Here is a 14,244-nt window from a genome sequence, read left to right as displayed (position 1 = left end):
CTTAGTCACACGATACGAGAACGCCATGAAGATCATCGACTCCATCGTCACCCAAGCCGCCGGCATTGCCGCTGTGCGCCGTGACATCCACGCCCACCCCGAACTGTGTTTTGAAGAAGTCCGCACCGCCGACGTGGTAGCGGCCAAGCTCACCGAATGGGGCATTCCCATCCACCGGGGCCTGGGCACCACGGGGGTGGTTGGCATCATCAAGAACGGCACTTCCAACCGCGCGGTGGGCCTGCGCGCCGACATGGACGCGCTGCCGCTGCAAGAGTTCAACACCTTTGCCCACGCCAGCAAGCACGAGGGCAAGATGCACGCCTGCGGCCACGACGGCCATACCGCGATGCTGCTCGCTGCAGCGCAGCATTTGGCCAAGAACCGCAACTTCGACGGCACCGTGTACCTGATTTTCCAGCCCGCAGAAGAGGGCGGCGGCGGCGCACGCGAGATGATCAAAGAGGGCCTGTTCGAGCAGTTCCCCATGGAGGCGGTGTTCGGCATGCACAACTGGCCCGGCTACCAGGTGGGCCAGTTTGCCGTGAGCCCCGGCCCGGTGATGGCGTCGAGCAACGAATTCAAGATCACCATCCACGGCAAGGGCAGCCATGCCGCACTGCCGCACAACGGCATCGACCCCGTGCCGGTAGCCTGCCAGATCGTGCAGGGCTTTCAAACCATCATCAGCCGCAACAAGAAGCCGGTGGATGCGGGCGTGATTTCGGTCACCATGATCCATGCCGGCGCGGCCACCAACGTGGTGCCCGACAGCTGCGAAATGCAGGGCACGGTGCGCACCTTCTCGCTGGAAGTGCTCGACATGATCGAGCAGCGCATGCAACTCGTGGCCGAGAACATTGCCACGGCCTTTGGCGCGCGTTGCGAGTTCTCTTTCCGCCGCAATTACCCGCCCACGGTCAACCATCCGAACGAGGCCGAATTTGCACGCCGCGTGATGGCGGAAATTGTGGGTGAGGCCAACGTCTTGCCGCAAGAGCCGACCATGGGGGCTGAAGATTTCGCCTTCATGCTGCAAGAAAAGCCCGGCGCGTATTGCTTCATCGCCAATGGCGACGGCGCGCACCGTGAGATGGGCCACGGCGCGGGCCCTTGCACCTTGCACAACCCGAGCTACGACTTCAACGACGACCTGATCCCGTTGGGCGCCACCTACTGGGTGCGCCTGGCGGAGCAGTGGCTGGGCCGCGCATGATTCCCGTCGCTGAAGTGTTTTCGACCAGCTACGCGCTGGCGCGGATTCGCTTCATCGAAGCCGCGTCCAACGCGCGGCTCCTGGTGGCTTCGTACAAACTCGCGCTGCCCGGGCGCGAGGGCGAGCAGCTTGCCATGGACGTGGCGCTCGACAGCCCGAGCGACGCCGTTGACGCCGAGCGGCTGCTGATCGTCAGCAGCGGTTGCCACGGCGTCGAAGGCTTTTGCGGCAGCGGTGTGCAAACCTTTGCGCTGCACGACGAAGAGTGGCGCGAGAAGGCCCGCGCGCAGGGCGTGGCGGTGCTTTACGTGCACGCGCTCAACCCCTACGGTTTCTCGCACCTGCGCCGGGTCACACAGGAAAACGTCGACCTGAACCGCAATTTCCACGATTTCTCGCAGCCGTTGCCCGACAACCCAGCGTACGCCGCGCTGGAGACGTTGCTGTTGCCGCCCGAGTGGCCACCCACCTCGGCCAACTACAAGGCCATCGATTCGTACGTGGCCACCCATGGACAAAACGCTTTTCAAGCGGCCATTTCGCAAGGCCAATACGCGTCTGCAGGCGGTATGTTCTTTGGCGGCAATGCGCCAACGTGGAGCAACACCACGTGGCGCGACGTGTTGCGCACCTATGCCCAGCGCGCGCAACGTATCGCCTGGATCGACATACACACCGGCTTGGGTCCCAACGGCATTGGCGAGCGCATTTTTGCCGGCCGCGACGATGCCGCGAGTGTGCTGCGCGCCCGCGCGTGGTGGGGCGAAAAACAGGTCACGTCGATTTACGACGGCACGTCATCGTCGGCCGTGCTCACCGGCTTGATGTTCAACTCGCTGGTGGAGGAATGCGCGCAAGCCGAGTACACCGGCATTGCACTCGAGTTCGGCACCTTGCCGCTGCTGGAGGTGATGCAGGCCCTGCGTGCCGACCACTGGCTGCACCAGCACCCCGAAGCGCCCGCCGAGCTGGCAGCCGAGATCAAGACGCAGTTGCTGCAAGCCTTCTACTGCGACAACGACGCCTGGAAGGGCCAGATCATCAGCCAGGCGCGGCAGGCGATGTTCCAGGCGGTGGATGGGTTAAGTCGCTAAGCCTCGCTCTGTACCCAGCGCAGCGTTCTATGACTGGAACGCTGCGAGCCACTGGCAGGCCTTCCATACACCCCCATCGGCACCATATAAAAGGCTTGCAGCACATGGCGTGTTGCCGACCGCAAATGGAGCCCCACGATGGACCGCACCCCCACTCCCGACATCACCAACGTTCGTCCAACTGAGACCGTGCTGCACCCCCGCAGCGTCGAGCGCCTGGTGGAAGGCACACCCACGTCGGACGGCGCAGGTGTCAAGCTCACGCGTGTGTTGACGCAGCCGCTGCAATACCGGCTCGACCCGTTTCTGATGCTCGACGCCTTTGGCACCGACAATCCCGACGACTACATTGCCGGCTTCCCCAACCATCCGCACCGCGGCTTTGAAACCATCACCTACATGCTGGCCGGCCGCCTGCGCCACCGCGACAGCGCGGGTAACGAAGGCCTGCTGCAAAGCGGCGGGGTCCAGTGGATGACCGCTGGCCGTGGCGTCGTGCATTCCGAGCTACCCGAGCAGGCCGAAGGCGTGATGGAAGGTTTTCAGCTGTGGCTGAACCTGCCCGCCAGCGAAAAGATGCGCGAGCCTTGGTATCGCGACATTCCCGCCGAAGAACTGCCGTTTTTCGAAACGGCGGGCGGCGCCAGTGTGCGTGTGATTGCCGGCAGCAGCCATGGCGTGAACGGCCGCGTGGATCGGCCTGCCACCGCGCCGCTGTACCTGGACGTGACGCTGCCCGCAGGTGCGAGCCTGGCCCAGCCCCTGCCCGCCGGTCACAACGCTTTCGTCTATGTGTACCGTGGCGAAGCCAAGATTGGCGACACGTTGGTGCCGCGCCAACGCATGGCGATTTTGAAGAACCAGCCGTCGCGTGAAGAAGGCGGTGAAGCGTTTGACGGCGTCCTGCTGCAGGCCGATGCCGGGGCCACCGAGCCCACGCGGCTGCTGCTCATTGCCGGGCAGCCGCTCAAAGAAAGCATCGTGCAATACGGCCCGTTTGTGATGAACAGCAATGCCGAAATCTTCCAGGCCGTGGAAGACTTTCGGGCCGGTAAGTTTGAAGGTACGCCGGCTTGACCTACTGCGAGAGGTGCTCCTATTAATGGAGCGCCTCTCGCATATCCATCAAGCGCTGGAGGCTGACTTTCCTTAAGCCTCTGCGCGCAGGGTTCAGGTGTCACATCCGGTTGCGTAACGGCGTCTGCGGGTCAGGCGCTATGGCAAACTGGTTCGCATGAACGGTGAGATGAACCCCTTGATCCGGGCTGCAGCGCTGGCAGGATATGAAGCTTTTGCAACGGAGGTGGGACTCGAGCCAGCCACCCAGTTGCGGCGTGTGGGGCTGGTGGCCACGGCGTTGCGTGAGCCTGACTTGCTGATCCCATACCCCGCCATGATCGACCTGCTGGAACATTCGGCGCGGGCTTCAAGTCGTGCCGATTTCGGACTGCAACTGTCGCAACGGCAAGGCTTGGAAATTCTGGGGCCGCTGGCCGTCATCACGCAAAACGCGGCCAACGTGGCGGAGGCGATCACGCTGGCCGGGCGTTACATGTTCGTGCACAGCCCGGCCATTCGCTTGGCCTTGAAGCCGGTGCCGCAGCACAGCCACTACGTTGATGTGCTTTTCGAAATCACCATCGTGCCGCGCCCTGCGTGTGTGCAGGCCATGGAGCTGGCGCTGGGTGTGGTGGTGCGATGTGTGCGCATGCTGGGGCAAGGCGAAATCTTGCCCGTTGAAGTCATGCTGCCGCACCCCAGGTCTAGCGCCAGCCATCAACACGAGAAGTTGTTGAGTGCGCCGTGTCGGTTTGGCCAGTCTCATGCGGTGGTGCGTTTTGCCGCGCAAGATCTTCAGATGCCGTTGCAAGGCAGCAACCCCATGCTGCGCCAGATGGCCCAGCACTTTATCGACACCCTGTTCGTTGCGCCGGAAAAGCCGTTCTCCGACCGCGTGCGTCAACTCATCAAACGCCTGTTGGGTACCGGTGGCGCCTCGCACCAAGCGGTGTCGCAAATGCTGGCCATGCACCCGCGCACCATGCAGCGCCGCCTAGTGCAAGAAGACACCAGCTTCGAAACCATCAAAGACGAGGTGCGCCGCTCGGTGGCCGAAAGCATGCTGAACAGCCCCGAGCCACCCACGCTGGCCATGCTGGCGGTGATGCTCGACTACGCCGACGCCAGCACCCTCACGCGCAGTTGCCACCGCTGGTTTGGTGCGCCTCCCACGGCGGTGCGCAGCCGTAACGGCTGACATGGCCCTCGTTCTGAGGGCTTACCCGGCACTGTCGCCAAAAGACAAAACATCGTCGCCTTTTGCCAATGGGCAAAAAGCGTGTCGCCGTGATGATGGGATGGCTATCCCTCACAGACGGAGACAAGAAGATGAAGAAGCCTTTGCGAGCCCAGAGCCGCAAGCTTGCGGGCGCCCAGTGGCTGCAACGTAGCCTGGCCTTGATGGTCGGCCTGCTGATCGCCGTCACCGGCATGTGGTCGGTGCGCGCGCAAGCGGCCGAGGCGCCGCCCAACATCCTGGTGATCACCGGCGACGACATTGGCATTTGGAACCTGTCGGCCTACAGCCGGGGCAGCATGGGCTACCGCACGCCGCACATCGACAGCATTGCGCGTGATGGCGCCATCTTCACCGACCATTACGCCCAGCCCTCATGCACCGCAGGCCGCGCGGCGCTGATCACCGGCCAACTGCCTATCCGCACCGGTTTGACGGCCGTGGGTTTTGTCGGCGCCAAGCAAGGCCTGCAAGCCACCGATGCCACCCTGGCCGAAGTCCTCAAAACCAAAGGCTATGCCACCGGGCAATTTGGCAAGAACCACTTGGGCGACCGCAATGAATACCTGCCCACCGTGCACGGCTTCGACGAGTTCTTCGGCAACCTGTACCACCTCAACACCGAAGAAGAACCTGAAGACGCCGACTACCCCACCGACCCAGCCTTCAAGAAACGCAACGGCCCGCGCGGCGTGCTGCGCTGCACCACCCGAAAAGACGCCAACCCCGCTATGCCGGAAGACCCACGCTTCGGCCCCTGGGGCGCGCAAGATTGTCAGGACACCGGGCCGCTGACGCGCAAACGCATGGAAACGGTCGACAGCGAATTCATCAACGCCTCCACTGATTTCATGGCCAAAGCTCGGGCCGAGCAGAAGCCGTTCTTTGTGTGGCTCAACACCACGCGCATGCACGCCTTCACGCATGCGCCGCAAGACTATTTCAAGCGCTGCCGTGCCTTCACCAGCGGAGACGATCCGCACTGCGCCGGCATGCTGCAGCACGACGAAGAAATCGGCGGCCTGCTCGCCAAGCTCAAGCAAATGGGGCTAGACCAGAACACCATCGTCGTCTACACCGCCGACAACGGCCCCGAGCACTCCACCTACCCGCACGGCGGCACCACACCTTATCGCTCGGAGAAGATGACCACCTGGGAGGGCGGTGTGCGTGTGCCCATGATGATCCGTTGGCCCGGGCGCATACAGCCTGGCACCGAGCTCAACGGCATCCAGTCGCATGAAGACCTGTTCACCTCGTTGGCGGCCATTGGTGGAGTGCCCGATATCAAGGCGCGCCTAGCGAGTGGGGACGCACTTGGCACTGCGGTGGTGAAGAAGGGCTTCATCGATGGTGTGAACAACGTCGACTACTGGATGGGCAAGGCGCCCGAGTCGGCCCGTCGCAGCATCTTCTACTACGAAGAATCTACCCTGCGTGCCGTGCGCATCAACCAATGGAAGGTGACTTTCGGCAGCCGCGATGGCTATTACGGCACGAGCCAGACCTATCCGCTGCCGGTGGTGCAAAACCTGCGCCAAGACCCGTTCGAGTCGTACCTGCAAGCCCCCGGCCCGCGTGCGACCCTGACGCAGACCAAGACCTATCTTTTCAACAGTGTGCTCGAACAACTCTTCCAGCACGTGCAGTCGCTCAAAGCCTTCCCGCCAAGCCAGAAGTCCGCGTCACTTGACGTGAACAAGGTGATCGAAAACATGGTGAATGCGGGCGCCGCCAAACCATCACCCTGACGCATTTGCGCGTCCACACCAGGAGTACATGACATGACTGACATGCGAGTCCCGTTTGCCGAAGAGGCGATCGCTCGTCAATTGACCGAAGCGCTCGCCCTGCAACGCAAAGCCTACTTTGCGCACCCCGTGCCCACGTATGAAGAGCGCCGCGCCGACTTACGTCAACTGGAGCGCTTCATCCGCGAAAACATGGAGGATCTGATTGCCGCCGTGAATGCCGACTACGGCAACCGCTCGCGCCACGAGACGCTGCTGGCCGAGGTGTTTCCAGCGCTCGACAGCATTGCCCAGGTAGGCAAACACCTGCGTGGCTGGATGAAACCGCGCCGCCGTGCGGTGGACTTGCGCAATTACTTCGGTGCCAAGAACCGCGTCATCGCCCAGCCGCTGGGTGTGGTGGGCGTCATCGTGCCGTGGAACTTCCCGATCAACCTGACGATGATCCAGCTCACCTACATCTTCGCGGCGGGCAACCGTGCCATGGTAAAGATGAGTGAGAACTCGCGCCACATGGCAGCGTTGTTGATGGCACGTTTACCCGCCTACTTTCCACCCGAGAAACTGCAGATTTTTGACGAGACGGGCGGTGTGGGGATTGAATTCTCCAAGCTGCCTTTTGACCACTTGCTGTTCACCGGCTCAGGGCAGACCGGCCGCGCGGTGATGGCTGCCGCTGCGCGCAATCTGTGCCCGGTGACGTTGGAGCTCGGCGGCAAGGCCCCGGCCATCGTGTTCGACGACTACCCGCTCAAGCTTGCGGCAGAGCGTATTCTTTTCGTGAAGTTCTTGAATGCAGGGCAGATCTGCACCACGGTGGACTACGCCTGGTTGTCCGTGAGAAGCATTGGCGCTTTTGTGGAGTTGGCCAAGCAGATCATGCCGACGCGTTACGCCAGCCTGGCCACGAAGGACTACACCTCCATCATCGACGAGCGCGCTTTTGACCGCCTGCTGGCGGCCATGGATGAAGCACGGGCGCGCGGAGCGGTGCTTATCCAGTTGCTGCCAGGGCCTGCGCACGACCGTGCCACACGCAAGATCGCGCCGCACATCGTGCTCAACGCCCCGGAGGACTGCACGTTGATGCAGCGCGAAATCTTCGGCCCCATCTTGCCGCTGCGCACCTACAACACGTTGGAGAGTGTGATCAACATCATCAACGCCGGGCCTCGGCCTTTGGCGGTCTACCCGTTCAGCAACGACAAGCGCGTGGTGCAAACCGTGCTGGACCGCGTGATGTCGGGCGGCGTGTCGGTCAACGATGCGCTGTTCCATGTGGGCCAACACGACCTGCCGTTTGGCGGTGTGGGCGAGTCGGGCATGGGCCACTACCACGGGCACGAAGGCTTTGAGACTTTCTCAAAGATGCGGCCGGTGTTCTACCAGGCACGTTTCAGTTCCATGAAATTCATGATGCCGCCGTACGGCAAGTTTGCCGATCGGGTACTGAAGTTCCTCATCAAATAAAGACACACAAAGGCATGTATGGAGACAACAGAATTCGACTACGTGATTGTGGGTGGCGGGTCTGCTGGCTGTGTGCTGGCCGGGCGCCTTTCGGAAGATCCGGCCGTGCGTGTGTGCTTGCTGGAAGCCGGTCCGCCGGATACCAGCGTGCTGATCCACGCCCCCATGGGTTTGGCTCTGGGCATCCCGCTGGGCAAAAACATCTACCAATTTGAAGGGTTACCGCAGCCGGGCTTGAACAACCGTCGCAGCTACCAACCGCGTGGCAAGACCTTGGGCGGCAGCAGCTCCGTCAACGCCATGGTGTATTGCCGGGGCCACCGTGACGACTACGACCTGTGGGCGGCGCGCGGCAACCCCGGCTGGGACTACGCCAGTGTGTTGCCCTTCTTCAAGCGCGCCGAGAACAGCGAATGCATGGGCGCCAACGCGTTCCGTGGTGTGGGCGGGCCACTCAATGTGGCCTACCTGCGCAGTCCCAGTCCGCTCAATGATGCGTTCATGGCCGCCTGTGTATCGCAAGGCGTGCCGCGCAACCCGGACTACAACGGCGCGCAACAAGACGGCTGCTGGCCTTCGCAAGTCACGCAGATCAACGGTGAACGCTGCAGCGCTGCCAAGGCCTATCTCACACCGCACCTGAAGCGAGCCAACCTCAGCGTGATCACCGGCGCGCAGGCCACACGCATCGTGTTCGACGGTAAACGCGCGGTGGGGGTGGCCTATCAGAAAGACCACCAGGCCATGACCGTGCACGCGCACCGGGAGGTGCTGCTCAGTTCAGGTGCCTATGGTTCGCCGCAGTTGCTGATGCTGTCGGGTGTTGGCCCTGCCGCCCATCTGCGTCAACATGGCATTGCCGTGGTGCACAACCTCCCCGGTGTGGGGCAAAACTTGCAAGACCACGTGACGGCCAATTTGGTGTGGCGCACCCATGATGCGAATGCCACGTTCGGCGTTTCGCTGCGTGGCGTCTGGAACATCTTCAAAGGTATTCTGGAGTGGCGCCGCAAGCGCACAGGTTTGATTTCCAGCAACGTGGCCGAGTCGGGCGCGTTCTACCGCACCCGCGCCGACCAAACCGTGCCGGCCATTCAACTGGAGCTGGTGATTGGCATTGTGGACGACCACAACCGCAAGATGCACCTGGGCCACGGCTACAGCCTGCACGTGACCTTGATGCGTCCCAAGAGCCGGGGCCAGGTTACCTTGGCCGATGCCAACCCGTCGACGCCGCCCAACATCGACGCCAAGTACTTCAGCCACGCTGACGACATGCCGCTGATGGTGGAGGGCACGCGCAAGGCGCTGCAGATCATGGACGCCCCAGCGCTTGCGCCGTTCCGAGGCAAGCTGCTGTTCCCCATCGACAAGAACAGCGATGCGGATATAGAACGCGAGCTGCGCCGCTCAGCCGACACCGAATACCACCCTTGTGGTACCTGCCCCATGGGCCCCGCCTCCGACCCGATGGCGGTGGTGGACGCCGAGCTACGCGTGCACGGCTTGACGGGCCTGCGTGTGGTGGACGCTTCGATCATGCCGACCTTGATTGGCGGCAACACCAACGCGCCCACCATCATGATCGGCGAGCGCGCGGCCGACCTGATTCGCCACCCCGCGGTACACGCGGCACGAGACAAAACCCCTCGGGCCCAAACCCCATACGACGAAAACAAGATGGAGATCCACGCATGAACCAACGTGCCCAATTCACCCGCATGGAAGACAGCACCGCCTCAGAGTGGCAAGTCATCCGTGGCGATTTCGTCACGTTTGCGAAGACGCTGCCCGACCGCGTGATGGCCCACCTGCGCCTGCTGGAAAACGACTACGGCGGCTTTCCTGTAGACCGCTACACGCATTGCTTGCAGACGGCCACCTTGGCCGCGCGCGACGGCCGTGATGAAGAGTATGTGGTGTGCGCTTTGCTGCACGACATTGGCGACACGCTGGGCACCTACAACCACCCAGACATTGCGGCCGCCATCCTCAAACCTTTTGTGTCTGAAGAAAACTACTGGATGGTGCAGAACCACGCCGTTTTTCAGGGCTACAACTTCTTTCACCACTTGGGCCTGGACCGCAACCTGCGCGACCGCTTTGTGGAAAGCCCGCACTACCTCTACACCAAAGAGTTTGTGGAGCTTTATGACAACCCGGCCTTTGACCCGGCTGCCAAAGCCATGCCGTTAGACGAGTTCGAACCCATGTTGCGTCGCGTGCTGGCGCAGCCACGCCAATCGCTTTACAAGGCCGCTCTTGAAAAGCCAGGTCCATCGGGCGCATGATTTCAGCCCCTTGCATCTCATCGTCAAGTTCTAGACACAAAACCATGCATACCCTCCACATTCCCCCTATGCAAGACAAAGTCAGCTCCGCCGAATGGCAATTGCGTTGTGATCTCGCGGCGGCTTATCGACTGGTGGCGCTCTACGGTTGGAGCGACCTGGTCTTCACCCACATCAGTGCGCGGATTCCCGGCCCTGAGCACCACTTTCTGATCAACCCCTACGGCCTCATGTTCGATGAGATCACCGCGTCCAGCCTGATCAAGGTTGATCAAGCAGGCCACAAGCTGTCGGAATCACCGTTTCCGGTCAATCCGGCGGGTTTCGTGATTCACAGTTGTGTGCACGAAGCGAGGGAGGACGCAGGCTGTGTGCTCCACACACACAGTCGCGCAGGCGTGGCGGTGAGCGCGCAAAAGGCCGGTGTGCTGCCCATCAGCCAGCAATCTACCTTTGTGCTGGCCTCGTTGGGTTATCACACCTACGAAGGCGTGGCTCTACGCGACGAAGAGCGGCCACGCCTGCAAGCTGACCTGGGGCGCAACAATTTCCTGATGCTGCGCAACCATGGCCTGCTGACCGTGGGCAGCACCATTGCCGACGCGTTTCTCAACATGTACATCTTCGAGTCGGTCTGCCGCATCCAGATTGATGCGCAAGCCGGCGGCGGTGAATTAACCCATGTGGACCCGCGTATCCTGGACGGCATTGCGCAGGTGATGAAAACCGCCACGGGCGGGCAGGGCGCGAACATCGCTTGGCCTGCGTTGCTGCGCCGCCTGGAGCGCCTTGATCCAGGCTATCAGCTCTGAGCCGAAGTCTTAGGTCAGCAAGCGGTCTGCGTCGTAGCGGCGCTGCGCCATCTCCAGCAGACCATCGAAGATCAGGTTGTCCACCAACTCAAACGGCACCGACATGCTGGGCGCCATCTTCCAGCCTGCGCCGCCGGTCATGATGCAGGCCGGCTCGGCATGGCAGTGCGCGCGCACGTGCTGCACCATGCGCTCCACCGCGCCGGCAATGGCGTAGGTGCCGCCGCTGGTGAGCGCGTCGCTGGTATTGGTGGGAAACAACTTCACTTCACCCGTGGGCACGTGCAGCCCAGCGGTACCCGATTCGAGTGCGCGCAGCATGATGCCGTGGCCCGGCAGAATCAGGCCGCCCAAAAACTTGCCTTCGGTGTCCACCGCTTCTACGGTGACCGCCGTGCCCACCATCACCACCACCATCGGCCGTTCGGGGCCCGCGCGCAAGATGCGTTGGCGTGCGCCAATCATGGCCACCCAGCGGTCAGCACCCAGGCGTGTGGGGTGGTCGTAGCCGTTGGTGATGCCGGCCTCGGCGGGGCTGGCTACCACCCACTGCGGCACCACGTCCCAAATCTCCATCTGCTCGTGTACGCGACGCTTCACCGCGTCGCCGGCCACGATGCAGCCCAGCATGCGTGTGGGGGCGGGCAGGTTACGCCAGGCGCCTTCTGCCAGCTTGTCGATGTTTTCCAGAAACTCGGCGCCGTGCGCCAACAGCTTGGCACCGGGGCTCGGCTCGGCGTAGAGCGACCACTTCAGCCGCGTGTTGCCAATGTCGATGGCGAGAAATGTCATCCCTGGTCTCCATATTGCTTTAAGAATAAGACGAAGATCAATGCTGATCGCCACCTCATTCGAAGGCCATTATCATCAAAGCCATGTTTCCAATCGTACAAGTCACCGGCCTCCCCACCGCCCATGCCCGCGGTGTCGCTTACGGGCGCGCCGCCCGTGTGCAGATCGCCCACAGCTTAGCAACCTATGCCCCGTTGTTTGCTTACTGCGGCATCGCCTGGCGCGACGCGTTGGCCCAGGCCATGCGTTATTTGCCGGTGATCGAGGCGCTGGACGACGATTTGGTGAGCGAGCTCGAAGGCATTGCCGAAGGCAGCGGCCAGCCGCTCGACGCCATTCTGGCGCTGAACTGCCGCACGGAAATCTTGCCGTCGAGTTACCTCAACGGCGAGTCTGCCTTGGTAGACGCCGCGCTGGAGGCCAACCGTGCCGATGGCCTACAAGACTGGTCGGAATGCACGGCGATGTGTGTGGATGCCAGTGCCAGCGCAGATGGCCACGCATGGTTTGCGCAAAACTGGGACTGGCTGGGCCGTCAACGTGAGGCGCTGGTGGTATTCAAGACCGAGGACGGCGAAGGCCACGCCATCACCACGCTGACCGAAGCCGGCATGCTCGCGAAGATTGGCGTCAACGCGGCCGGTTTCGCACTGGGCCTGAACATCGTGCGTTCGCTGCAGGACGGTGAGCAGCCAGGCCTGCCGGTGCACGTGTTGTTGCGCCACTTACTGTCGTGCCGCTCGGTCGCGCATGCGCGTGAGCGTTTGGCCGCGTTGCAAGGGCTGGGCTTTGGGGCTGCGTCCAACATTCCATGTGCCGATGCCAGTGGCGAAGTGGCGTGTTTTGAAGTGGCGCCCGCCGGCTGGGCTGAGCTGACGCCTACGAACGGTGTGGTGGTGCACACCAACCATTTCATGTGTGAAACACTGCTGCCGCAACAAGCGCCAATGGGCGCCTTTGTGTCCAGCGCGCCACGTTTGGCGACCGCCGAGTTACATGCCGCAAAAGGGCAGAGCGAGGGCAAGATTGGCCTCGAAGAATTGCAAACCTTTTTGCGTGACGAGACCGATGGTTTCCTGAGCATCTGCCGTGGCCCCAACCCCGAGTGGCCAGCGCACGGCCGTATCGAGAGCGTGGCCGGCATCATCATCCACCCGCATTCGCGGCAGATCTGGATTGCGCCCGATGTGCCGAACCGGGTGGCGTTTACGGCTCTGTGATCACGCATTGACCGCTTGACCTCGTCGTGTGAGCGGCGTTTATGCGTCTGCTTCCACTGGAGCAGGCGTTGGCGAAGGGGCGACGGGTTTGCCCTTCCAACGCTGGCGCATCGCGCCAGCAAATTCCTTGGCTGCGGCGACCAAACCTCTGGGGGTGCGCGGATTGCAGGCAATCATGCCAATGCGCTCCCGGCGGTGGCTCATCCAGCCTTTTTTGTAAGCGTCGTCTCCCGTCAGGTAGTCGATTTCGACTACCCGGTCCACGTTCAGGCTGTGGCGGAACAAATGGGCCGATAGCACCGTTCCGGCCGACCACTTGGCAAAATCTTCGTCATAAGCCAGCTTGAAAATGTGAGCCCGGTGGTTGATGGTGAACCAGAACTGCGCGGCAATCGGCACGTCATCCACCCAGGCAATGCCTAGCCGCAGCCAACCGTTGGCCGCACAGATCTCAGCCCATTGGCGTACAAAGGCTGGGTAGGGTTCGAGCTTCTTCCAACTTTTGGCGTAGATGCGGTCGTAAGCGGCCATGGCCACGGGCACGTCGGCCGGGGCGGTCACGATTTGCAGACGTCCGCCGTCGGCCGCACCTTCCTTGAATTTCTTCGCCTTGCGACTCCAGGTGTTGCGCATCTTGGAATCGCGGCTTTGCATGAAGGTTTCAAACGACAAACCTGCGCACGGCAAATACCAGTTGCCGAAGCAGCTATAGGTGCGCACATACCAGCCGTTTTGTGCAAACGCGGCTTGCAGGGCCAAGGTGTCGGCGCTGGTATCGTCCATCGGCTGTACGTTGACGACAGCGCAGCGTGGCCGCTGCGCTACCACCTGGTTCACCAGCCGTGTCATGGCGCCCGTGCGGTCGGCGGCGTTGCTGATGAGCGGTGCGTACAGCGACGCGTAGTAGTTGGTCACCGCCTGCCAGTGGTCGCTTTGGTCTGGCTCGCTGTACAGCAGCATCAGGCTGGCACTGCCGGCGTCATCGGCTTCGACTTCTTCGGCAATTGCAAACGTCCAGTCGTCTTCGGCAATCTGTTCAATGAAGTGCAAAGTCCAGGCGCTACTGGCGTAGGGGTTGCCCGTGGGGTCGGCATCGAACAGCGCGTGGCGCTGGCGCACGAAGGCAAGGGCTTCTGCTTTGCGTAGAAAGTGCATAAATTTCTTTTGGAAGACGCTGGCACCGGCGGGCTGCACGGCCCGATGTGAGGGGCCGCTTGGGGTGCGCCAGTGGCGTGTCCCGCAGTCTAAGCAGGAAGTTTGTGGCCTGTATGTCCAGGCGGTGGGGTGGGGCGCACTGGCCTC

Annotated in this window: 12 protein-coding genes; 10 read left to right on the top strand and 2 right to left on the bottom strand. The window is 62.2% G+C overall.

The genetic code is table 11. The annotated features are described in order from the left end of the window. Positions 1 to 25: 25 nt before the first annotated feature. From ACPWMG_RS25345 to ACPWMG_RS25305, 9 genes are all read left to right on the top strand, one after another. A complete protein-coding gene (locus ACPWMG_RS25345; protein WP_483302249.1) occupies positions 26 to 1,216 on the top strand; it encodes a M20 aminoacylase family protein in 1,191 nt (396 codons plus the stop codon). Then, the gene (locus tag ACPWMG_RS25340; protein WP_483302248.1) at positions 1,213 to 2,310 is read left to right on the top strand and encodes a M14 family metallopeptidase; all 1,098 of its coding nucleotides are present in this window, start codon (positions 1,213 to 1,215) and stop codon (positions 2,308 to 2,310) included. The genes ACPWMG_RS25345 and ACPWMG_RS25340 overlap by 4 nt, the downstream gene beginning before the upstream one ends. Positions 2,311 to 2,448: 138 nt before the next feature. Further along, positions 2,449 to 3,387: a pirin family protein gene (locus ACPWMG_RS25335; protein WP_483302247.1), complete on the top strand. Its 939-nt coding sequence runs from the start codon at positions 2,449 to 2,451 to the stop codon at positions 3,385 to 3,387. Positions 3,388 to 3,556: 169 nt separating this feature from the next. Then, positions 3,557 to 4,567 carry an AraC family transcriptional regulator gene (locus tag ACPWMG_RS25330; protein ID WP_483302246.1) on the top strand — a complete coding sequence of 337 codons (1,011 nt, stop codon included), beginning with the start codon at positions 3,557 to 3,559 and terminating at the stop codon, positions 4,565 to 4,567. A 131-nt stretch (positions 4,568 to 4,698) separates the two neighbouring features. Then, on the top strand, positions 4,699 to 6,357 hold the full coding sequence (locus ACPWMG_RS25325) for an arylsulfatase (protein ID WP_483302245.1): 1,659 nt from the start codon (positions 4,699 to 4,701) through the stop codon (positions 6,355 to 6,357). A 33-nt stretch (positions 6,358 to 6,390) separates the two neighbouring features. Further along, positions 6,391 to 7,827: a coniferyl aldehyde dehydrogenase gene (locus ACPWMG_RS25320; RefSeq protein ID WP_483302244.1), complete on the top strand. Its 1,437-nt coding sequence runs from the start codon at positions 6,391 to 6,393 to the stop codon at positions 7,825 to 7,827. Between the two features lie 18 nt (positions 7,828 to 7,845). After that, a complete protein-coding gene (locus ACPWMG_RS25315) occupies positions 7,846 to 9,525 on the top strand; it encodes a GMC family oxidoreductase (RefSeq protein ID WP_483302243.1) in 1,680 nt (559 codons plus the stop codon). Further along, on the top strand, positions 9,522 to 10,118 hold the full coding sequence (locus ACPWMG_RS25310) for an HD domain-containing protein (protein ID WP_483302242.1): 597 nt from the start codon (positions 9,522 to 9,524) through the stop codon (positions 10,116 to 10,118). The genes ACPWMG_RS25315 and ACPWMG_RS25310 overlap by 4 nt, the downstream gene beginning before the upstream one ends. Positions 10,119 to 10,162: 44 nt before the next feature. After that, positions 10,163 to 10,930, top strand: a complete 768-nt coding sequence (locus ACPWMG_RS25305; RefSeq protein ID WP_483302241.1) for a class II aldolase/adducin family protein — start codon at positions 10,163 to 10,165, stop codon at positions 10,928 to 10,930. Between the two features lie 9 nt (positions 10,931 to 10,939). Here the strand turns inward: ACPWMG_RS25305 and ACPWMG_RS25300 are convergent, their stop codons facing one another. Continuing rightward, positions 10,940 to 11,722, bottom strand: coding sequence for a type III pantothenate kinase (locus ACPWMG_RS25300; RefSeq protein ID WP_483302240.1), 783 nt, complete (start codon positions 11,720 to 11,722; stop codon positions 10,940 to 10,942). An 83-nt stretch (positions 11,723 to 11,805) separates the two neighbouring features. Between ACPWMG_RS25300 and ACPWMG_RS25295 the strand changes: the two genes are divergently transcribed. Next, on the top strand, positions 11,806 to 12,942 hold the full coding sequence (locus ACPWMG_RS25295) for a C45 family autoproteolytic acyltransferase/hydrolase (protein ID WP_483302239.1): 1,137 nt from the start codon (positions 11,806 to 11,808) through the stop codon (positions 12,940 to 12,942). Between the two features lie 39 nt (positions 12,943 to 12,981). Here the strand turns inward: ACPWMG_RS25295 and ACPWMG_RS25290 are convergent, their stop codons facing one another. Then, a complete protein-coding gene (locus ACPWMG_RS25290; protein WP_483302238.1) occupies positions 12,982 to 14,097 on the bottom strand; it encodes a GNAT family N-acetyltransferase in 1,116 nt (371 codons plus the stop codon). Positions 14,098 to 14,244 lie beyond the last annotated feature (147 nt).

The sequence above is a fragment of the Hydrophilobacter chitinilyticus genome (assembly GCF_049860745.1).
In the GTDB taxonomy this organism is placed as follows: domain Bacteria; phylum Pseudomonadota; class Gammaproteobacteria; order Burkholderiales; family Burkholderiaceae_C; genus Rhodoferax_B.
The sequence above is the reverse complement of the archived record's forward strand: the minus strand, read 5'-3'. Positions and strand labels throughout refer to the sequence as shown.